Source organism: Hydrogenophaga sp. RWCD_12, assembly GCF_046604225.1.
GTDB lineage: Bacteria > Pseudomonadota > Gammaproteobacteria > Burkholderiales > Burkholderiaceae_C > Hydrogenophaga.
Genome location: NZ_JBKIXC010000004.1, coordinates 599,147 through 619,909, shown reverse-complemented (window position 1 = coordinate 619,909; position 20,763 = coordinate 599,147). Strand labels below are relative to the sequence as shown.

Below are 20,763 nucleotides of genomic sequence, written 5' to 3'. Positions count from 1 at the left end.
GCCGTCGACCTGCCGCTAACATGGGGCCATGAATTCGCTGGACATCACGCTGCTCTACCTGCTGGCCGCCGTGCTCGGCGTGGTGGGCTGCCGCATGCTCAAGCTGCCACCGATGCTGGGCTACCTGGTGGTCGGCGTGGTGATCGGCCCGAACGCGCTGGCGCTGGCCCAGGACTCGGCCGGTCTGCGACACCTCGCCGAGTTCGGCGTGGTGTTCCTGATGTTTGTGATCGGGCTGGAGTTCAGCCTGCCCAAGCTGCGCGCGATGCGCCGCCATGTGTTCGGCCTGGGCCTGTCTCAGGTCGTGCTCACGGTGACTCTGACCACGCTGGCATCGCTGGCGCTAGGGTGGCTGCTGCCGCGCTGGTGGAAGATGGAATGGCAGATGGCGCTGGCCCTGGGCGGCATCATGGCCATGAGCAGCACCGCCATCGTGGTCAAGATGGTGGCCGAGCGGCTGGAGCTGGAGTCCGAGCACGGCAAGCGGGTGGTGGGCATCCTGCTGTTCCAGGATCTGGCCGTGGTGCCGCTGCTGGTGCTGATCCCTGCGCTCGGATCGCCGCCGGACGAGCTGTTCAAGTCGCTGGGCATCGCCCTCTTCAAGGCGGCTGTGCTGCTGGGCATCCTGCTGACCGGTGGTCAGCGCCTGATGCGCTGGTGGCTGACCCTGGTGGCGCGGCGCCGCAGCGAAGAGCTGTTCATGCTCAACCTGCTGCTGATCACGCTGGGGCTGGCATGGCTGACCGAGCACGCGGGGCTGTCGCTGGCGCTGGGCGCCTTCGTGGCAGGCATGCTGATCTCGGAGACCGAATACAAGCACCAGGTGGAGACCGACATCCGGCCCTTCCACGACGTGCTGCTGGGCCTGTTCTTCATCACCATCGGCATGATGCTGGACTGGCGTCTGGTGATCGAGCGCTGGCCGCTGGTGCTGCTGCTGTTCACCCTGTCGCTGGGCTTCAAGATCGCAATGATCACCGGCCTGACGCGCGCCTTCGGCGCACCGATGGGCACCGCGCTGCGAACCGGCCTCTACCTGTGCCAGGCGGGTGAGTTCGGCCTGGTGCTGCTGACGCTGGCCGGCCAGCACGAGCTGGTGCCGCCGCAGCTGTTCAACCCGGTGCTGGCGTCGATGGTGATTTCGATGCTGACCACGCCGTTCATCATCCTGTATGCCAACGACATCGTCACCCGCGTGGTCGGTAGCGACTGGCTGATGCAGTCGGTGCAGATGACCAGCATCGCGCGCAAGTCGATCAACGCCGACAAGCACGTGATCATCTGCGGCTACGGGCGCTGCGGCCAGAACCTGGCGCGGCTGCTCGAAGCCGAAGGCATTCCCTACATGGCGCTGGACCTGGACCCGGACCGGGTGCGCCAGGCTGCGGCCGCTGGCCATTCGGTGGTGTTCGGCGACGCGGCCAGGCTGCAGGCACTGATGGCGGCCGGCCTGCACCGCGCCAGCGCGGTGGTCATCACCTACATCGAGACCGCCAGCGCGCTCAAGGTGCTGCACCACGCGCACGAGCATGCGCCGCAGGTGCCTGTCGTCGTGCGCACCATCGACGACCTGGACGATGCCAAGCTGCGCGCTGCCGGCGCGACCGAAGTGGTGCCCGAGGCGATCGAGGCCAGCCTGATGCTGGCCAGCCATGCGCTGGCACTGGTGGGCGTGCCGATGCGGCGCGTGATCCGCGTGGTGCAGGACCAGCGGGACGCGCGTTACAACCTGCTCAAGGGCTACTTCCATGGCGCCGACGACGACGGCGTCGAGGAGGCCGAGCACGAGCGGCTGTCGACCGTGACGATTCCGGCCGGAGGGCGCAAGGTGGGGCGTGCGCTGGGCAGTGTCGCGCTCGACGCCATGGGCGTGCGCGTGGCCAGCCTGCGCCGCGCCAACGGCCGCAACGCGCCGTTCGACGACGACACGGTGCTCGAAGGTGGCGACACCTTGGTGCTCAGCGGCAAGGCACCGGCGCTGGCGCTGGCCGAAGCCAAGTTGCTGGGCGGCTGAGGGTCGGGGCGCGCGTGCACGGCGCGGATAATCCGGGCATGGACACCAATGCCTACCTCCGGTCCCACATCCGCACCGTTCCCGACTGGCCCGCGCCGGGCGTGCAGTTTCGCGACATCACGCCGCTGCTGCAGGACCCGAAGGTGTTCCGGGTGCTGATCGACACCTTCGTGCACCGCTACATGGACCCGGCCCTCAAGCCGACCGTGGTGGCCGGCCTGGACGCGCGCGGGTTCATCATCGGTTCGGTGCTGGCCTACGAACTGGGCGTGGGCTTCGTGCCGATCCGCAAGAAGGGCAAGCTGCCCTTCACCACGGTCGAAGAAACCTACGAGCTGGAATATGGCAGCGCCACCGTCGAACTTCACACCGACGCGGTGAAGGCAGGAGACCGCGTGCTGCTGATCGACGACCTGATCGCCACCGGCGGCACCATGATGGCCGGACGGCGGCTGCTGGAAAAGCTGGGTGCCGAAGTGACCGAAGGCGCGGCGATCGTTGATCTGCCCGAGCTCGGTGGTTCAGGGAAGCTGCGCGCGTCCGGGCTGCCGCTGTTCACCCTGGTGCACTTCGCCGGCCACTGACCGGCGCGCCAGCAGCCCGCTCAGAGCTTGCCGTACTGGGTTTCGCTCAGCTCGGAGAAGCCGCTGTTGACGTCGGATTCGGTTTTCTGGCGTTCGGCGGCCGGTGATTCCATGCGGTGCACCGGCAGTGCCGGCGACTGCAGCGCCTTCCGGAAGGCCGCGACTTCCTCTTCCGCCAAAGGCTGCACCCTGACTTCCGGGGCTTCCGCTCCAAGGGCTTCGGCCACCGGCGTGACCGCTTCGCGGCGCGTCTGCGCCGCCACCGACGCCTTGAGGGCGATGCCTCGCTGGTCGTGCACCGCCTCGCGCCGCCAGTAGACGGCCTGCACTGTCATCGAATGGCGCGAACGGGCGCTGCCCTGAATCCAGCGTTCGATCTCCAGCAGGTATTCGTCGGGCATGACGTTGGCCGGCAAGGACAGACTGATCAGCACCAGAAACCCGTCGCCAGTCGAATCCAGCGCCAGCACCTTGAACTCGTAGCTGGAAGACAGCACGCCGGCGCGGATCAGCGACTCGCGGACGACCGAATACAGCTGCTCACGCCGAAGGATGCGCCGTCCCCGCCGAGGGGAAATCAGCGGCAGCGTGGTCTGACCGAACGAGCGCCGGGGCTTGCCCTTGTTGCCGTTGGTCGTGTTGTCGGTTTTCTTGGCTTGCAGCCAGCGAAGCAGTGACATGCGCGCAGTATGCCTTCTGTCAGAATTTTGGGAACTGCAAATTGACCAGTTTTCTCTGCCATAACGCCCTTCTTGCGGGCCGACAGGGGTCTCTCAGGTCACCGCCATCCGCTTGGGCCGGTGGTACATGCGCCGCGCCATCACCGCCGACATGGCCACGCAAAGGTCCAGGGCGACAGCCGGATGTCGCTGCGACAGCTCGCGAAATCGCAGCGGTGTCATGCACCAGAGCCGGCTGTGGCTGCCGGCCATCACCGAAGCGCTGCGCGGCAGGTGGCTGAAAAACGCGCCCTCGCCCAGCAACGAGCCGGCATTCACGATGGCGATGCGCATGCGTTCCTTGTGGTCTTCGTAGTGCACGGTCAGACTGCCACTCTCGACAAAATAGACCGTCCGGTCTTTCACGCCTTGTTCGATCAGGGTCTGCCCCTGGCCCAGTGACACCGGTTGCAGGTAGTCGCCCAGCACGCCCCATTGCGCGTCCGAGAGGTTCAGCGGCACGGCGTCAATCGCGCTGCTGGCGCGCATGGCCTGGGCCAGGTCCATGACATCAAAGCGCGCAGAAGCGGCGGGCAGGGCGGCGTTCATGACCAGACCTTACGGCCTGACCCCACGACGCACAAGCGGCGCTAACCTCTGCTTACAACTGTGGTCCGGACGGCGCTTCACAGCGCACCAGCGGCGGCGCCATTCACTTTCCGATACAGAATCGGGAGAAGATTTCGCCCAGCAGGTCGTCGGCACTGAACTCGCCGGTGATCTCGCCCAGCGCCTGCTGCGCCAGGCGCAGCTCTTCGGCCAGCAAGTCCAGGTGCTCGGCCTGACCGGCCAGCAAGGCATCGGCCTGCGACAAGTGTTCCCCCACACGGCGCAGCGCCTGCAGATGCCTCTCACGCGCCATGAACAGGCCATCGCCCGCATGCTGCCAGCCGGCGAGCGCCAGCAATCGCTGCCGCAAGGTCTCCAGCCCTTCACCTTGCTTGGCAGAAATTGCCAGGCCGCCGTCGGCCAGCGACGGGTCGAGCTGGGTGCGTGCGCCTTCGGTGCACTGGTCCAGCTTGTTCCAGACCTGCAGCACGGTGACGCCGGTCGGCAGGCTGGCGGCGATGGCGGCGTCGGCAGCCTGGTAGTCCGGACGGTCGCAGCGCGAGAGGTCGTGCAGGAACAGCACGGCGTCGGCCTGCCGGATCTGGCCCCAGGCGCGCTCGATGCCGATCTTCTCCACCTCGTCCACGTCGATGCCTTCGCGCAGACCGGCGGTGTCAATCACATGCAGCGGTACACCCTCGATCTGGATCGTCTGCTGCACCACATCGCGCGTGGTGCCCGCGATCGGCGTGACGATGGCCAGTTCGGCACCCGCGAGCGCGTTGAGCAACGAGCTCTTGCCGGCGTTGGGCTGCCCCGCAATCACCACGTTCAGGCCGTCCCGAAGCAGGGCGCCCTGGCGCGCCTCGCCCAGCACCGCTGCATGGCCTTCGCGCAAGCGCGTGAGCTGCCCGGCGGCGTCGGCCTTCTGCAGGAAGTCGATCTCTTCTTCGGGAAAGTCCAGCGTCGCTTCGACCAGCATGCGCAGGTTGATCAGCGCGTCGCGCAGCATGTGGATGCGGCCAGAGAACACGCCGGCCAGCGAGCGGCTGGCGCTGCGAGCGGCTGCTTCGGTGCTGGCGTCGATCAGGTCGGCAACCGCCTCGGCCTGCGCCAGGTCGAGCTTGTCGTTGAGGAAGGCCCGCTCGGTGAATTCGCCCGCGCGCGCCGGCCGCAGTCCGCGCAACTGCGGCTGGCCGTGGGCATCGGCGGTCTGCGCCACCTGCAGGCAGCGCGCCAGCAACAACTGCAGCACCACCGGCCCGCCATGTCCCTGCAGTTCCAGCACGTCTTCGCCGGTGTAGGAATGTGGCCCCGGAAACCACAGCGCCAGACCATGGTCGATCGGCTGCCCGGCGGCATCGGGAAACGGCAGATAACTCGCCTCGCGCGGCTTCAGCGAGCGCCCCAGAAAGGCCTGCACGAAAGGCGCCAGCCCCTGGCCCGACACCCGCACGATACCTACCGCCCCGCGACCGGGCGCTGTGGCGATGGCAACGATCGGGTCACGGGTGGCAGCGAGCATGGGCGAAAGGATAGGCGGAAAAAAGAAAGGGCCCGCAAAAGCAGGCCCGATCGAGTGAAGCAGCGAGAAGGCCTACTTCTTGAACAGTTCGAACGGATTCGTGATCTTCAACGGCACGCCCATGCGGTGGTTGATGAAGGCCTGCTGCAGGATGGTCAGCGTGTTGTTGGTGATCCAGTACAGCACCAGGCCAGCCGGGAACGCGAAGAACATGACCGAGAACATCAGCGGCATGATCCACATCATCTTGGCCTGCATCGGATCGGGCGGCAGCGGGTTCAGCGCGGTCTGCACGATGGTGGTCAGCGTCATCACGACCGGCAGGATGTACAGCGGGTCCTTGGTCGACAGGTCGGTGATCCAGCCGATCCAGGGCGCATTGCGCATCTCGACCGACGACAGCAGCACCCAGTACAGCGCGATGAACACGGGGATCTGGATCATGATCGGGAAGCAGCCACCCAGCGGGTTGACCTTCTCTTCGCGGTAGATCTTCATCATCTCCTGCTGCATCTGCTGCGGGTTGCTCTTGAGGCGCTCGCGCATCTCGGTGATGCGCGGGTTGATCGCCTTCATCTTGGCCATCGAGCGGTAGGCGCTGGCGTTGAGCCAGTAAAACGCCGCCTTGAGCAGCACCACCAGCAGCACGATGGACCAGCCCCAGTTGGCCACGAAACCGTGGATGGTGGACAGCAGCATGTACAGCGGCTTGGCGATGATGGTCAGCCAGCCATAATCCTTGACCAGCTCCAGGCCGGGGGTCGTGGCTTCAAGCACGTGTTCGTCCTGCGGACCGACGAACAGGCGCGCATCGACCTTCTGGCTCTGGCCCGGAGCCACCGCCGGCAGCGTCGTGATGGTGCCGACCGAGTACAGGCTGTTGTCGACCTTGCGCACGAAGTTCTCGCGCGCCGCACCATCGGCCAGGATCCAGGCCGATGCGAAGTAGTGCTGCACCATGGCCACGTAGCCGTTGGTGGCGGTCTTCTCGATGTCGACCTTGTTGTCGTCGATCTTGGAGAACTCGACCTTCTGGTACTTCTGGGCCGCCGTGTAGATGGCCGGACCGGTGAAGGTGGAATAGAACGGTGTTTCGCTGTCGGTCTTGTTGCCGTCGCGCACCAGCTGCACATACAGCTGCGGCGTCACGGGCGCGGCGCCGGTGTTGACCACCTCGTGGCTGACGCCGATGGTGTAGCTGCCGCGTTGCAGCGTGTAGATTTTGACCAGCTTGACGCCGCCGATGTCGGCCGATTCGAACTTCACTTGCAGTTCATTCTGGCCATCGGCCAGCGCCGTCGCCCCCGGCACCAGGGTCATGGGCGTCTTGTGCGTCGGGAAGTTGCCGCCGATCAGGCCGGTCTGCGCGACATAGATGTGCTTGTCGGTCTGCGTCAGCAGCTCGATCGGCGCAGTACCCAGTTCCTTGCTGGCGTGCTTGAGCAAGGTGGCACCGATCAGCGATCCGCCTTCGCTGTTGAAGCTCAGCTTGAAGACGTCCGTGGTCACCTCATGGCGCACTGCGGCAGGAGCGGGTGCACCTGCAGCGGGTTGCCCCGAGACGGTCGGAGTGGCCGCTGGCGCAGCAGTGCTGGCGGCAGGCACGGACCCGACCGGCGCAGCATCCTTGGCGCCAGCCGCCGGAGCGGACACCGCCGACGACGGGAAGAAGGTCGGTGCCTTGCCGTTGTGGATCTGCCATTTGTCCCAGATCAGGACCATCGAAAAACCAAAAACTATCCAGAGGATAGAACGGCGGATGTCGTTCATGACGGGTTCTTCTTTTCTGAGGAAACAGGAATCAGGTGAGAGAACAGCGAAGGCGCCACCTCGGGCACCGGGTCGCAACCACCCTCGCACCACGGGCCACAGCGGCCGATGCGGTGCAGCATCAGGTACCCGCCGGCAAGCGCGCCATGGCGCTGCAGCGCACCGAGCGCGTACACCGAGCAGGTGGGCTCGAAGCGGCAACTGCCGCCCAGCCAGGGACTGAGCACCAGGCGGTAGCCCTTGACCAGCCTGATCAGGGCCAGGCGCGGCCAGTCGCTCAGCATGCGGCGACCTCCGGGGTGGTTCGCGCGGTGACCCGGCCGAGCAGCTGGACCAGCTCGGCACGCACCGCCTGCTTGAGCGCGTCGGACGTGGCACTCACGAACTGCTTGCGGCTGAACTCGCTGCGCAGCCGCACCACCAGCGCCGCCGGCGGCAGGCCGTCGGCGGCAGCGCGGGCGGCTTCATAGGTCTGGCGGCGGATCGCATTTCGCGTGACAGCGCGACGTGCCCAACGCTTGGGCAACACGACGCCGATCCAGGTGTCCTGGACCGGGAAAAGCAAACGGCCCTGCGCCGGGTCTGGCAATGCCAGTCGGTGCAGGGCGAAATGAGGTGTCTTGGCCACGATGGCGCCCGCCATGGCGGCCTGAAACTGGGTCCGGGTCAGGATGCGTTGCATCAGACGGCCGGCGTCACAGGCGCGCAGGAGTGCGTGGGCCCGGCTGGCATGCGCAGCGGGCGCGTGCAGGCTCAGACAGCCAGGCGCTTGCGGCCCTTGGCGCGGCGTGCGTTGATGACGGCGCGGCCACCGCGGGTCTTCATGCGCACGAGGAAGCCGTGGGTACGGGCGCGCTTGATCTTCGAAGGCTGGTAGGTGCGTTTCATTGCCATGGCAGTGCGGCCCGGACAAAGCCTGGGCTGTTCAAGTTAGAGGGAAACCCGCAATTATCGCTGAGAAACCACCCGGCCGGCAAGCCGGGCCCGATTTCAGGGTGTGCGCTCCAGCGCCGGTGCGGCTGGCTCGGGGGTCACCACCGGGGTTTTCGCCTCCTGGGTTGGCGTGCGCTCACTGCCTTGCAGATCCCGCAAATGCGAGACTGCGCTGCGCTCCAGGGCCTGGTCCACCCGCACTTCGTCGAAGCGGCCGTTCTGGTGTTGCACCGCCACCTTTTCCCCGTCCTTGCTGACCAGAAAACGGCGTGGATCGCCCCAGTCGGGCTGGTGCCGCGCCGCACAGACGGTGCAGGCTGCGCTGACTTGCAGGCACTGCTCAGGGCTGAGTCCGTGCGCCTTCAGACCCGGCGACAATTCCGTCATGGACTGCCGCAGCACCTGTTTGTGCTGCTCGCTCATCTTCGGCGTCGCCAGCACCCGACCCTTTTCCGGATCGTCGACGCGCCAGGCCAGCTGCTTTTTGCCAGCCTCATCGGTCATCACGTCGCCGTTGTGTGCTGTCTGGTAGGCCTCTGAATAGATCTTTTGTGGCGCATCGGCCCGGTGCCGGTTGTCCGGCGCCACATCGGTCACCTGCACACCTCGCTGCTGCAGATAGCCGGTCACACCTTCGAGCACATTCGCCGCGGTGCCGTTGCGGTCGTAGCCACCACCGACGCCAACGTGGTTGCCCGGATGCCGCACCTCGGTCACCCGCGGATCGTTCGCGTAATGCAAAGGCCGGAAGTCGGCGCGGGTTTCGTGATCGGCGACCACCGACAAGACCTGCCCCTGCACATTGGGCGGGATGTCCATCGGCTGGTCGACGAAGCGAGCAACCGGATCGATCAGGGCCAGCCCGGTGACCGGCACTTTTCCGGGAGGAATGATCTCTTCGCCACCCGGCCCGCTCAGGCCCTTTTCGTTGACCAGCTGCGCAAAGCGGATGGCTGCGGCGCTGCCTCGGCTGAAGCCTATGGCCGCTGCGCCGATGTCGGCGGTGGTGGCGCCCGAGCGCTTATTTCTTTCCAAGTAGTCAAGCGCTTCGTTTCTGAACCTCAAGTAAGCGCTTTGAGCAGCGGCTTCAATAGCCAGCGATGGTGCGACGCCTGCGTTGACGATGCCGCCTTGGTCTCCGCCCGTTCCTACACCTTTGAAATAACCGAACGTCAAATCGGGAGTGCTCTTGCTCGAAGTCTCTGCCTGAGATGCCAATTTCGCTATGTTTGTGACTTCGTCAACGCCAGCCAACTCACGGTGATCGCGATCATTTCTCGTCCCGTCAAACGCGGCTAAATAGGTGAATTTCGTGGCACAACCTCGAGTACCTGCGTTCAACATCTCCTGCCGGGCCTCTGGCATTCGAGCCCTTTCGCGTACGGTGAGCTCTCGATCAACAGAGGTCCCCATCACTGCCCTCCTGGATATCCAGCAAGAGTGGGGTACACCTCATAGACCAAGTTGTACTTTCCTCGCCAGGTTTTTGCGGGACTTCTTTCAGCCCCTGTTGGGAGTTCTCGAGGTGTCACCACAAACACATACAACTGCCGATCCTCAATCACGAACGTCAACGCGTGGTTAGCCATATTCGCCGGCAATCTCCCACGAAGATCGACCCTCTGCTCAACCACATCCCCAGTGGCTTTCATCCGCCAGCGCACATTGAGGAACTCTCCGACGGGCATAGGGCCCGTGACATCTGACTGATATCCGAGGAAATCACCTTCCGGAGCTTTCCGCCTAACCGAGGCGTCTTGGTCGCCGTAGCTGTATTCGATTAGCTGCGCGGTCTTTTGCCAGCCATCTTTCCAGCCATCAAAGTTGAACGAATGGTTCACCAGCTTCGCGCTTTGCCCCGTCGCGCAGCCCGCCATGGCCAACAACAACCCGGCCAGCGCCAGCCAGCGGGTGAAAGTCTGTCTGAGTGTCTTCATTGATTTGTTCCGTCCCTGATTTCCCGGCCCCAGTGCCGGTCGGGCGAGGATAGCCGAGCGCCGGGCGTGGAGGCCAGCGGGACTTCCCCCGAACGGGTGCCCTCCTGCCAGCCGAACGGCGGCGCCACGGACTTGTAACAGTCGATCCGGGGGTGTGGATAACTTGGCGGCCGGACTACAATGTCCGCCAGCCCCGAGCCGTTTGTCCACAAGAAAAATCTTCCTTCCGCATTCATGATCGAGGGCCAACTCCCCCCTTCCGCTTTTGCCGCAGACCCCGCCGGGCTGTGGTCCGCCTGCGTCGACCGCCTGGCGCAGGAAATCCCCGAACAGCAGTTCAACACCTGGATCCGCCCGTTGTCCGCCACCGTGGCGGCAGATGGTTCGCGGGTGACGGTGGCGGTCGCCAACCGGTTCAAGATGGACTGGATCCGCGCCCAGTACGCCGCCCGCATCTCCGCTTTGCTGGAGAGCCTTCAGGGTGCTCCGGTCACACTTGAGTTAGCGCTTGCTCCGCGCGAAGTGCAGATGCGCTCGACACCCACGGCGCGAACGGTGCAGGAACAGGTACTGGCCGAGTTGCCCGACGTGGCGCCCGCCGAGCCCTCGGCGCACAACGGTCCACGCAATCGCCTGAACCCCGCGCTGACGTTCGCGACCCTGGTCGAAGGCTCAGCCAACCGCATGGCGCGCGCCGCCGCGATGCACGTCGCGGGCAGCCTGGGCCAGCTTTACAACCCGCTGTTCATCTACGGCGGCGTCGGTCTGGGCAAGACCCACCTGGTCCACGCGATCGGCAATCACCTGATGGCCGACAAGCCGCAGGCCAAGGTTCTGTACATCCACGCCGAACAGTTCGTCTCGGATGTGGTCAAGTCCTACCAGCGCAAGACTTTTGACGAGTTCAAGCAGCGTTACCACTCGCTCGATCTGCTGTTGATCGACGACGTGCAGTTCTTTGCCAACAAGGAACGCACGCAGGAAGAATTCTTCAATGCTTTCGAGGCGCTGCTGGCCCGCAAGAGCCACATCGTGCTGACCAGCGACACCTACCCCAAGGGCCTGGCCGACATCCATGAACGCCTGGTTTCGCGCTTCGATTCGGGCCTGACGGTCGCGATCGAGCCGCCCGAGCTGGAAATGCGCGTGGCGATCCTGATCAACAAGGCGATTGCAGAAAACGCCGTGATGCCCGAGGAAGTCGCCTTCTTCGTGGCCAAGAACGTGCGCTCCAACGTGCGCGAGCTCGAAGGCGCGCTGCGCAAGATCCTGGCCTACAGCCGCTTCAACCAGAAGGACATCTCGATCCAGCTGGCGCGCGATGCCCTGAAAGACCTGCTGTCGATCCAGAACCGGCAGATCTCGGTCGAGAACATCCAGAAGACTGTGGCCGACTATTACAAGATCAAGGTCGCGGACATGTACTCGAAGAAGCGCCCGGCCAGCATCGCCCGCCCGCGCCAGATCGCCATGTTCCTGGCCAAGGAGCTGACCCAGAAGAGCCTACCGGAGATCGGCGAGCTGTTCGGCGGCCGGGACCACACGACCGTGCTGCACGCGGTGCGCAAGATCGCCGCCGAACGCCAGACCAACACCGAACTGAACCAGCAACTGCACGTTCTGGAGCAAACCCTGAAGGGGTGAACGCCGGCGCAGGAAACCACCTGCAAAACAGGTGAAAATAGCTAAGTTTTGGGTTTCGAGGGGGCTGCGAGGAACGCCCGAGGAGAGCGCCACCGGAGAGCGCCAGTCAACCAGTGACGAAAGAGTCTGACATGATCGTTTTGAAGTCTTCCCAGGCCAACGTGCTGGCCGCGCTGCAGTCGGTCGCCGGCATCGTCGAGCGCCGCCACACGCTGCCCATCCTCGCCAACGTGCTGCTGCGCAAGACCGGCTCGCAGGTCCAGCTGACCACCAGCGACCTGGAAATCCAGATCCGCACCACGGCCGCCCTCGACGGCGACGACGGCAGCTTCGCCACCACCCTGGGCGCGCGCAAGCTGATCGACATCCTGCGCACCATGCCGGCCGACCAGACCGTGAGCCTGGAACACACCGGCGGCAAGACGGTGCTCAAGGGCGGCAAGAGCCGCTTCACGCTGCAGAGCATGCCGCCCGAAGACTTCCCTCTGGTGCAGGAATCGGCCAGCTTCGGCCCCGTGTTCTCGGTGCCGCAGAAGACGCTCAAGAGCCTGCTGTCGCAGGTGTCGTTCGCGATGGCAGTGCACGACATCCGCTATTACCTCAACGGCATCCTGTTCGTGGCCGAAGGCAAGAAGCTCTCGCTGGTCGCCACCGACGGCCACCGCCTGGCGTTTGCCAGCGCCGAGCTGGACGTGGAAGTGCCGAAACAGGAAGTGATCCTGCCGCGCAAGACCGTGCTGGAACTGCAGCGCCTGCTGTCCGACAAGGAAGGCGCGATCGAGATGCAGTTCGCCGCCAACCAGGCCAAGTTCAGCTTTGACGGCATGGAGTTCGTCACCAAGCTGGTCGAGGGCAAGTTCCCCGACTACAACCGCGTGATTCCCAAGAACCACAAGAACATCGTCACGCTGGGCCGTCAGCCGCTGCTGGCCAGCCTGCAGCGCACCGCCATCATGACCAGCGAGAAGTTCAAGGGCGTGCGCCTGAACGTCGAGCCGGGCACGCTGCGCGTCGCCTCCAGCAACGCCGAGCAGGAAGAAGCTGTCGACGAACTCGACATCGACTACGGCGGCGACGCCATCGAGATCGGTTTCAACGTCACCTACCTGATCGACGCGCTGCAGAACATGACGCAGGAGATGGTCCGCATTGAGCTGGCCGACGGCAACAGTTCGGCGCTGGTCACCAACCCCGACGACAACGCATTCAAATACGTGGTGATGCCCATGCGGATCTGATCCGCAGCCACCCCGCAGTCCCTTGCTGACCAACCCGCTGACCAGCGGGTTTGGCGTTTCTAGAAGTCAGAGAAATTCAACATGTCCGAAGCCAACAAGCCCGCCGAACCCGGTTCCGATGCCGTCCACACCGGTGAAGCAGGGTCCGAAAGCTCCAACTTCCAGCCCAAGATCGACGCCCACCAGGCCGGTGCGAGCGAAGGCTATGGCGAAGGCGCGATCCAGATCCTGGAAGGGCTGGAAGCGGTGCGCAAGCGCCCGGGCATGTACATCGGCGACACGTCCGACGGCACCGGTCTGCACCACCTAGTGTTCGAGGTGGTCGACAACTCCATCGACGAAGCCTTGGCTGGCCACTGCGACGACATCGTCGTCACCATCCACACCGACAACTCGATCAGCGTGACCGACAACGGCCGCGGCATCCCGACCGGCGTGAAGATGGACGACAAGCACGAGCCCAAGCGCTCGGCCGCCGAAATCGCGCTGACCGAACTGCACGCCGGCGGCAAGTTCAACCAGAACTCGTACAAGGTCTCGGGCGGCCTGCACGGCGTGGGTGTGTCCTGCGTGAACGCGCTGTCCGTGTGGCTGCGCCTGGTCGTGCGCCGCGAAGGCCAGATGCACCAGATCGAGTTCGCGCGCGGCTTCGTGCAGAACCGCCTGCTCGAGACGCGCGACGGCGTTGAGGTCTCGCCGATGAAGGTCACGGGCGCCACCGAGAAGCGCGGTACGGAAGTGCACTTCCTGCCCGACACCGAGATCTTCAAAGAGAACAACGACTTCCACTACGACATCCTGGCCAAACGCCTGCGCGAACTCTCGTTCCTGAACAACGGCGTGCGCATCCGCCTCAAGGACGAGCGCACCGGCAAGGAAGACGACTTCTCCGGCGCCGGCGGCGTCAAGGGCTTCGTCGAGTTCATCAACAAGGGCAAGACGGTCCTGCACCCCAACTGCTTCCACGCGCTGGGCGACCGCACCAGCGACCAGGGCACCAACATCGGTGTCGAGGTCGCGATGCAGTGGAACAGCGGCTACAACGAGCAGGTGCTCTGCTTCACCAACAACATCCCGCAGCGCGACGGCGGCACCCACCTGACCGGCCTGCGCGCTGCGATGACCCGCGTCATCAACAAGTACATCGAAGAGAACGACTTCGCCAAGAAGGCCAAGGTCGAGGTCACCGGTGACGACATGCGCGAAGGCCTGTGCTGCGTGCTGTCGGTCAAGGTGCCCGAGCCCAAGTTCTCCAGCCAGACCAAGGACAAGCTGGTCTCCAGCGAAGTGCGCGGCCCGGTGGAAGACGTGGTCGCCCGCCTGCTGACCGACTACCTGCAGGAACGCCCCAATGACGCCAAGATCATCTGCGGCAAGATCGTTGAAGCCGCCCGCGCCCGCGAAGCCGCCCGCAAGGCCCGCGAGATGACGCGCCGCAAGGGCGTGCTCGACGGCATGGGCCTGCCCGGCAAGCTCGCCGACTGCCAGGAGAAGGACCCGGCGCTGTGCGAGATCTACATTGTCGAGGGCGACTCCGCCGGTGGCTCCGCCAAGCAGGGCCGCGACCGCAAGTTCCAGGCGATCCTGCCGCTGCGGGGCAAGATCCTGAACGTGGAGAAGGCGCGCTACGAGAAGTTGCTGACCTCCAACGAAATCCTGACCCTCATCACCGCGCTGGGCACCGGTATCGGCAAGGCCGGCGGCGAGAGCGCCAACGGTGACGGCAAGGACGACTTCGACGTCGCCAAGCTGCGCTACCACCGCATCATCATCATGACCGACGCCGACGTCGACGGCGCCCACATCCGCACCCTGCTGCTGACCTTCTTCTACCGCCAGATGCCCGAGCTGGTCGAGCGCGGCCACATCTACATCGCGCAGCCGCCGCTGTACAAGGTCAAGAACGGCAAGGAAGAGCTGTACCTGAAAGACGCGCCAGCGCTGGACCAGTTCCTGCTGCGCATCGCGCTGCACGGCGCCAAGGTGCAGACCGGCGGCGCGGCCAACACCGTGCTCGAAGGCGACACCCTGGCTGAGCTGGCGCGCAAGCACCAGGTCGCCGAGCGCGTGATCGACCGCCTCTCCAACTTCATGGACGCCGAAGCCCTGCGCGCGATCGCCGACGGCGTGAGCATCAAGCTCGACACCGTGGAAGACGCCGAAGCCAGCGCCGTGGCCATGCAGGCCAAGCTGGCCGAGCTGAGCACCACCGGCGTGCCACCCGAAGTGGCCGGCGAATTCGACGCCCGCACCGACAAGCCGGTGCTGCGCATCAGCCGCCGCCACCACGGCAACATCAAGAGCAGCATCCTCACGCAGGACTTCGTGCACGGCGCCGACTACGCGGCCCTCGCGACAGCGGCCGACACCTTCCGCGGCCTGCTTGGCGACGGCGCCAAGGCGCTGCGCGGCGAAGGCGACAAGCAGAAGGAAGAAAAGGTCGGCGACTTCCGCCAGGCCATGCAGTGGCTGATCAGCGAAGCCGAACGCACCACCAGCCGCCAGCGCTACAAAGGCCTGGGTGAAATGAACCCCGCGCAGCTGTGGGAAACCACCATGGACCCGACCGTGCGCCGCCTGCTGCGCGTGCAGATCGACGACGCGATCGAAGCGGATCGCGTGTTCACGATGCTGATGGGCGACGAGGTCGAGCCGCGTCGGGAATTCATTGAGTCGAATGCCTTGCGGGCGGGGAATATCGACGTCTGATCACATAGATCCGATTGAAAAAGCCCGAAGGCATAAATGCCTTCGGGCTTTTTTCTTGTGAGTCGAATGCTACCTCTGCTCATTTAACTCGAACTGCTTCATCTAAGCTTTATCTTTACACCGAATAGCTGATCCAACATTTCTTCACGAACAAGTCGCCAAGGATATCCATGGTTTCTGACTTTGCCGTCCTTTTTTTCTGACATCGTGAACTCAAAAACCAAAGAGTTTTGATTTACAAGATTTAGGAAGTTGTCGATTGTTGGTGTTTCGCAGTACACCAGTTCATCATATCTGAAGCTAGTCTTTGACTTTGAGACTCGAACATCGGCCAAAACAAAGGCGGCCCGACTATGTTTCTCCAGCAATCGACGATTCAAGCTCTCATGCGTCCAATGCCCAATCATTGCTTCAGATTTCAACAGTTGAATAGCCCCCTCCAAACCATTCACACCTAAAGCAAGCTCTAAATTGTTTGACTTTGTCGTAAGCTGTGAGTAGCAAGAAAACAAACCATCCGCACCAGCCTTACCAATTACCCTCAGCCGATCACGTGCAGAGCCCTCAATACACCAACGCGGACCTGATTGAAAGAGATTCAGTTTCCCTAAGGCCCCAGCATGGGGATGCTTTCTCATTTTACATTTAAGCTCAATTCCTCGAAAATCAGCAGTTTGATCATTGTTCTCTTCAATACCAAGAAGCGACTCAAAAGTGAATCCAATCCCGGTATCCCCCCCTCGCAAAGAATCAAACCAGCTGCCACGGATTTTGTCAAACTTTGACAACAACTCCTCAAGCGCATCATCTATTTCGAAGCCATCAAACTCGATTGGCACCGCCACATACGCGCCAGGCACTGGGGCCACAGAACTCGCGATCGCAGACCAGATCTCCTGAAATTTTGAATTCAACCTCTGGTTAGCCGCATCATGAAGATAGGCAACACTACCGTCATCTAATAGAAACCGAACAAAAATCTGTAACCTCAGCCCATCCCCATCTTTCTGATTGATGATTGTATTTAGACGAGTAATTCTTCGCTCGGGATAACGCTCATAGTATTTATAAGCCAGTCTCACGGTTTTTCCGGAATCAGCATCGATTGAGTCAAACTCCAGTGTCTGGTTTTGGTTTTCATCCAAAACATCCATCTGCGGAAAGAATCCATAAGCCTCAGTGGGTATCAAGACTCCGTGCCGGCCTGAATCATCATTGGACGTCAAAACCTTAGCAAATAGTTGCCCCTTCTTAAGAGGCCTATCAATCACAGATCGAAGTGATTGGATGTACTCCTTCAACGCTGCCATAAAACTGATCTCACATCAATCGAATTTTTTCCGGAATCCACTTAAAATCACCTCTCTTGATTTCGCATTCCCAGATCACCAAAACACGCCATCCAAGTTCGGCAAGCTGCTCTTGCACAAAAGAATCTCTTTTCACATTTGTAGAAAGTTTCTTTTCCCAAAAACAAACATTGCTTTTGGGCAAGGTTGCATACGCACATTCTTCATGCTGGTGCCAAAAGCAGCCATGGACAAAAATAACACATTTGTGCTTTGGCAAAACGATGTCGGGCTTACCCGGGAGATTTGCTGAGTGCAAGCGAAAACGGAAGCCTTCGCCATGAAGATACTTCCGGACAGTGACTTCCGGCTTTGTGTTCTTCCCACGAATGCCCGACATCATCCGGCTGCGGGTTGCCGGATCTACAACGTCTGTCACACGCTTACGTAGTCTGGCGCAATGCCAGCTGCCTTGTAGAAGTACTTGAGCGCCACGTCGTAAACCTTGTCGCCGTGATACGCGAAAAGCCGATCAAGTGATTCGTTCAGGACTTGACACTCAATCTCAGTGAATGTGGGCTCAAAGGTACCTATCACAACGATGTCTTCAGGACGATCATCTGGATTAAAGAGCAGGCCGTCGACATAGAGCGTCTGAAACCATCGATGCATTTCATTGATGGATTTTCCCTTCAAACTCGGCACACGAAGGTTATTTCTTATGACGACTCCTTGAGTGATCACGCTGCCAGAAGGGTATCCGAGGCTTGGGTGTTTGCGGTTTCGACAACCAAAGGCTGCATGGCACGAGCCACTGCCTCCATGACGGGCACAACAACCGAATTACCAAACTGCTTGTAGGCGCGGGTGTCCGACACCGGGATCCTGAACGAGTCCGGGAAGCCCATAAGGCGCGCGCATTCCCGGGGAGTCAGCCTCCGCGGGTTCTTCTTGCTGCCTTGGCTCACAAGAATTTCGGAACCATCCTTGTAATAGCGGGCGGACAGCGTCCGGGTCACGCTATCCGGAGTCACCAGTCCGAAGCCGAAGCCGTTGCCAGCGGCCTGGTGCTTTTTCTTGTAGTCCTGCAGATAGGCCCAAAGCTTGTCGGTGAGCGTGTACTTGTCCAGAACTCGCCCGGCCTTGTGATCAAAGTACTTGTCGCCATCGGCCTCGATGAATGGCTCGTCTTTGCCTCGGTGGAGGATTGCTCCCAGCAAATGCGAGCCTTTGCCCGGGAGGTCAACCATGTCCCAGTCGAAGATCACCGGATCGCGGAAGCCGACGATCAGAATCCGCTCCCGGTGTTGCGGTACGAAGTGCGCTCCGTCGATCACCTTGCAGTGGATCTGGTAGCCGAGCTCTTCTCTCAACGTGCGCTGAATCACGTCGAAGGTACGGCCCTTGTCGTGTGACTGCAGGTTCTTGACGTTTTCCAGCAGAAATGCCTTGGGGCGCTTCTCGTCAATGATGCGGGCCACGTCGAAGAACAGTGTTCCCTGCGTCTCGTCCTGGAATCCGTGAGCGCGACCCAGCGCATTCTTCTTTGACACGCCAGCGATCGAGAAAGGTTGGCAGGGGAAGCCACCCAGCAGGACATCGTGGTCAGGGATCTCGTTGGCCTCAATATTTGTGATGTCACCGTTGATCGGGTGCCCACCGGGGTAGTTTTCTGCATACGTCCTCTGGGCGTAGTCGTCCCATTCGCTGGTGAAAACGCATTCGCCACCGATGGACTCAAACGCTTGCCGGATGCCCCCGATCCCCGCAAAGAGATCAATGAAACGGAAGTCACCCCGCGGGGTCTTCGACGCACCGAAGTCCAGCAAGCGCTGCAGCTCGGCCACGACATGGCGTGGCGGAACAATCTCTCCGCCCTTCCAGCGTTGCAACGTTCGTAGAGAGACCCCGAAGTGCTGCGCCATATCAAGAGCGGGCCAAGCAGCTTGGGCTGCATGCAGGTAGTTCAGAGCGGGCTGGTTGTCGGCAGTGGTGAGCATCATGATTTTTCAGGCGGGAACAATTGGCGACATTATGTCGCTCATTTGTCCCTCTGTACATTAATACAGTGTCTTTACCTACTCGCTTCGGGATTGACGCGAAGCGGTCGCAAGTAGATCCCGTCGGTACTAGGCGCCCGACTTTGCCGCGAGCTGTGCCGTCCAGTGTCCGCCCGGCTCCTGCTGCACCTTGAGCAAGTCGTAGGTCTTGAGCATGTCCAGCAAGCCCGAGTGACCGTAGTTCTTCGGTGAAAAGGATGGATCTGCCCGCTTCAGGTAAGAGCCCAAGCCGCCCACACTGACCTTGCCTTCGGGAGTATCAGCCGCCAGCAATGTGACCGCTTCGACTACGAACTTTGGTCGAAGCTTTGGTGCTGGTTTGGTCGGGTCTGCTTTGACTGCATCGGCTTTTGCTGCGACCTTGGCTGGTTCAACAGCAACCGCCTCCGGTCTCACCCACTCAAAGAACTGGTCGCTCGCGTTGCGCAGCGCGTCCGGACTCTTGGCTTCGCCCACGATGTGCACCGTCGCGCCGCGTTCGCGCAGCTTGCGGCAGAGGTAGGCGAAGTCGGAGTCGCTGGTGACGAGGCAGAAAGTGTCGGCCCGCTCGTCAAACAAGGCTTCGACGGCATCGAGCGCGAGGGCAATGTCAGACGTGTTCTTGCCCGCGGCGTACTGGTATTGCAAGCAGGGCGTGAAAGCCAGGCGTACCAGGGCTTCTTGCCACTTGTTGGCCAGGGTGGTGTGGTTACCGTAGCCCCTGCGCAGCACAACGCGGCCAAACTGGGCAACAACGCGCAGCGCGTATTCCAGGATTTCGGGGGTGGTGTTGTCGCAGTCCACCAGGACGGCAACGCGCGATTCCTGATCTGCGCCGTGGTGATTGTTCGCCATCTTTGCGGGCCTCCCTTGGGTTTGAGGCTTACATCATAGGCAGCGCCTACACCGTCTCCCGCTGCTCAAACCCATCGAGCACCTCAGCGCCCTCCATCTCAGTCACCACAACCCCATCCACCCGCGCCAGCTCCGTCCCGCGCCGCGCCCAGTCAACCAGCGCCTGCACCGCATCGGCCGGGCCACTGGCAAGCGCATCAACACTCCCGTCCACCCGGTTGCGCACCCAGCCGCGCAACCCCAGCGCCGTCGCCTGCCGCGCCATGTTCCAGCGGTAGCCGACGCCTTGCACGCGGCCGGTGATGCGCAAGCGGCGGGTGATGGTTTCGTGGGTTGGGGTCATGCGGGCGCGTTGAGGCCGTGGTAGCTCAACGCGCCATTGTCATGCCGGTGCTCAGCTCCCGCTGTACGGCAGTGACGAGTGGTGCAGCACGATGCGCAGCTTGCCGGCGTCGTCCTTCACATACTTCCAGGTCTTGTCGACCGTGGTCACCTTGCCGTTCTTGTCGGTCATGACGACATTGCCCATGCTGGAGGCCGAGTCGCCCGTGATGAAGACGGCGGCGTTTTTCGCTTCGCACTGCTTCCAGCCCTTGAGGGCGAAGCCGGTGTCCTTGGGGTACTTGGCGTCTCCGCCGACGAAGTAGGCCAGCGCGCCGTCGCGGGTGGTGCGGAAGGTCTGGGGCGCGACGGTCAGCGTGGGCTTGAAGAGCACGGCGCCCATCTGGTAGCCGTAGGCGCTGTCGATGACCTTTTCGGCCAGGGCCTTGGCGGCCGGCTGGCCGCCTTGCTCATAGGCGGAGTTGATGTCGACCAGCGCCTGGCACCAGGCCTTCTGTGCGCCGAGCACTTCGGCTTCGGTGATCGCCTGGTTGACGACGGTGGCGCTGGCCAGGCCGCTGGCGCCGGCGAGGAAGAGGGGAACGAGGGTACGTGCGTTCATGTGAAGAGCTCCTTT

Annotated in this window: 21 protein-coding genes; 5 read left to right on the top strand and 16 right to left on the bottom strand. The window is 62.6% G+C overall.

Features of this window, described 5'->3' with window-relative positions:
* Positions 1-28 precede the first annotated feature (28 nt).
* Together ACLIJ1_RS18500 and ACLIJ1_RS18495 are read left to right on the top strand one after the other, a co-directional pair.
* Positions 29-2,014, top strand: a complete 1,986-nt coding sequence (locus tag ACLIJ1_RS18500) for a monovalent cation:proton antiporter-2 (CPA2) family protein (protein WP_411367012.1) — start codon at positions 29-31, stop codon at positions 2,012-2,014.
* A 38-nt stretch (positions 2,015-2,052) separates the two neighbouring features.
* Positions 2,053-2,598 carry an adenine phosphoribosyltransferase gene (locus tag ACLIJ1_RS18495; protein WP_411367011.1) on the top strand — a complete coding sequence of 182 codons (546 nt, stop codon included), beginning with the start codon at positions 2,053-2,055 and terminating at the stop codon, positions 2,596-2,598.
* Between the two features lie 20 nt (positions 2,599-2,618).
* On the opposite strand, the gene ACLIJ1_RS18490 is transcribed toward ACLIJ1_RS18495, so the two are convergent.
* The 9 genes from ACLIJ1_RS18490 to ACLIJ1_RS18450 form a co-directional block, all read right to left on the bottom strand.
* On the bottom strand, positions 2,619-3,278 hold the full coding sequence (locus ACLIJ1_RS18490; protein WP_411367010.1) for a hypothetical protein: 660 nt from the start codon (positions 3,276-3,278) through the stop codon (positions 2,619-2,621).
* Positions 3,279-3,371: 93 nt separating this feature from the next.
* Positions 3,372-3,866, bottom strand: coding sequence for a Crp/Fnr family transcriptional regulator (locus ACLIJ1_RS18485; protein ID WP_411367009.1), 495 nt, complete (start codon positions 3,864-3,866; stop codon positions 3,372-3,374).
* Between the two features lie 103 nt (positions 3,867-3,969).
* The gene (gene mnmE, locus ACLIJ1_RS18480) at positions 3,970-5,391 is read right to left on the bottom strand and encodes a tRNA uridine-5-carboxymethylaminomethyl(34) synthesis GTPase MnmE (RefSeq protein WP_411367008.1); all 1,422 of its coding nucleotides are present in this window, start codon (positions 5,389-5,391) and stop codon (positions 3,970-3,972) included.
* A 72-nt stretch (positions 5,392-5,463) separates the two neighbouring features.
* The gene (yidC, locus tag ACLIJ1_RS18475; protein WP_411367007.1) at positions 5,464-7,161 is read right to left on the bottom strand and encodes a membrane protein insertase YidC; all 1,698 of its coding nucleotides are present in this window, start codon (positions 7,159-7,161) and stop codon (positions 5,464-5,466) included.
* Positions 7,158-7,445, bottom strand: coding sequence for a membrane protein insertion efficiency factor YidD (gene yidD / locus ACLIJ1_RS18470; protein ID WP_411367006.1), 288 nt, complete (start codon positions 7,443-7,445; stop codon positions 7,158-7,160). The genes yidC and yidD overlap by 4 nt, the downstream gene beginning before the upstream one ends.
* Positions 7,439-7,843 (bottom strand): ribonuclease P protein component, encoded by a 405-nt coding sequence (locus tag ACLIJ1_RS18465; RefSeq protein ID WP_411367005.1) that lies wholly within the window; start codon positions 7,841-7,843, stop codon positions 7,439-7,441. Before ACLIJ1_RS18465 ends, yidD begins: the two co-directional genes overlap by 7 nt.
* A gap of 71 nt (positions 7,844-7,914) precedes the next feature.
* On the bottom strand, positions 7,915-8,049 hold the full coding sequence (gene rpmH, locus ACLIJ1_RS18460) for a 50S ribosomal protein L34 (RefSeq protein ID WP_066096666.1): 135 nt from the start codon (positions 8,047-8,049) through the stop codon (positions 7,915-7,917).
* A gap of 102 nt (positions 8,050-8,151) precedes the next feature.
* Positions 8,152-9,507: a hypothetical protein gene (locus tag ACLIJ1_RS18455; RefSeq protein WP_411367004.1), complete on the bottom strand. Its 1,356-nt coding sequence runs from the start codon at positions 9,505-9,507 to the stop codon at positions 8,152-8,154.
* The gene (locus ACLIJ1_RS18450; protein ID WP_411367003.1) at positions 9,507-10,031 is read right to left on the bottom strand and encodes a hypothetical protein; all 525 of its coding nucleotides are present in this window, start codon (positions 10,029-10,031) and stop codon (positions 9,507-9,509) included. The genes ACLIJ1_RS18455 and ACLIJ1_RS18450 overlap by 1 nt, the downstream gene beginning before the upstream one ends.
* A gap of 234 nt (positions 10,032-10,265) precedes the next feature.
* Between ACLIJ1_RS18450 and dnaA the strand changes: the two genes are divergently transcribed.
* The 3 genes from dnaA (at position 10,266) to gyrB (ending at position 15,622) form a co-directional block, all read left to right on the top strand.
* Positions 10,266-11,675, top strand: a complete 1,410-nt coding sequence (gene dnaA, locus ACLIJ1_RS18445; RefSeq protein ID WP_411367002.1) for a chromosomal replication initiator protein DnaA — start codon at positions 10,266-10,268, stop codon at positions 11,673-11,675.
* Between the two features lie 131 nt (positions 11,676-11,806).
* On the top strand, positions 11,807-12,913 hold the full coding sequence (dnaN, locus tag ACLIJ1_RS18440) for a DNA polymerase III subunit beta (RefSeq protein ID WP_411367001.1): 1,107 nt from the start codon (positions 11,807-11,809) through the stop codon (positions 12,911-12,913).
* A gap of 81 nt (positions 12,914-12,994) precedes the next feature.
* Entirely contained in the window at positions 12,995-15,622 is a 2,628-nt protein-coding gene (gene gyrB, locus ACLIJ1_RS18435) for a DNA topoisomerase (ATP-hydrolyzing) subunit B (RefSeq protein WP_411367000.1), read from the top strand.
* Positions 15,623-15,720: 98 nt separating this feature from the next.
* Here gyrB and ACLIJ1_RS18430 read toward each other — a convergent pair whose 3' ends face one another.
* From ACLIJ1_RS18430 to ACLIJ1_RS18400, 7 genes are all read right to left on the bottom strand, one after another.
* Positions 15,721-16,932, bottom strand: a complete 1,212-nt coding sequence (locus tag ACLIJ1_RS18430) for an MvaI/BcnI family restriction endonuclease (protein ID WP_411366999.1) — start codon at positions 16,930-16,932, stop codon at positions 15,721-15,723.
* A 10-nt stretch (positions 16,933-16,942) separates the two neighbouring features.
* Positions 16,943-17,350 carry a very short patch repair endonuclease gene (locus ACLIJ1_RS18425; protein WP_411366998.1) on the bottom strand — a complete coding sequence of 136 codons (408 nt, stop codon included), beginning with the start codon at positions 17,348-17,350 and terminating at the stop codon, positions 16,943-16,945.
* Positions 17,347-17,655 carry a hypothetical protein gene (locus ACLIJ1_RS18420; RefSeq protein ID WP_411366997.1) on the bottom strand — a complete coding sequence of 103 codons (309 nt, stop codon included), beginning with the start codon at positions 17,653-17,655 and terminating at the stop codon, positions 17,347-17,349. Before ACLIJ1_RS18420 ends, ACLIJ1_RS18425 begins: the two co-directional genes overlap by 4 nt.
* Complete coding sequence (dcm, locus tag ACLIJ1_RS18415; RefSeq protein WP_411366996.1) at positions 17,652-18,914, bottom strand: DNA (cytosine-5-)-methyltransferase; 1,263 nt, start codon at positions 18,912-18,914, stop codon at positions 17,652-17,654. Before dcm ends, ACLIJ1_RS18420 begins: the two co-directional genes overlap by 4 nt.
* A 126-nt stretch (positions 18,915-19,040) precedes the next feature.
* Positions 19,041-19,805 carry an NYN domain-containing protein gene (locus tag ACLIJ1_RS18410; RefSeq protein ID WP_411366995.1) on the bottom strand — a complete coding sequence of 255 codons (765 nt, stop codon included), beginning with the start codon at positions 19,803-19,805 and terminating at the stop codon, positions 19,041-19,043.
* Positions 19,806-19,851: 46 nt separating this feature from the next.
* Positions 19,852-20,148 carry an acylphosphatase gene (locus ACLIJ1_RS18405; RefSeq protein ID WP_411366994.1) on the bottom strand — a complete coding sequence of 99 codons (297 nt, stop codon included), beginning with the start codon at positions 20,146-20,148 and terminating at the stop codon, positions 19,852-19,854.
* 51 nt (positions 20,149-20,199) lie between these two features.
* On the bottom strand, positions 20,200-20,748 hold the full coding sequence (locus ACLIJ1_RS18400) for a hypothetical protein (RefSeq protein WP_411366993.1): 549 nt from the start codon (positions 20,746-20,748) through the stop codon (positions 20,200-20,202).
* Between the last annotated feature and the right edge of the window lie 15 nt (positions 20,749-20,763).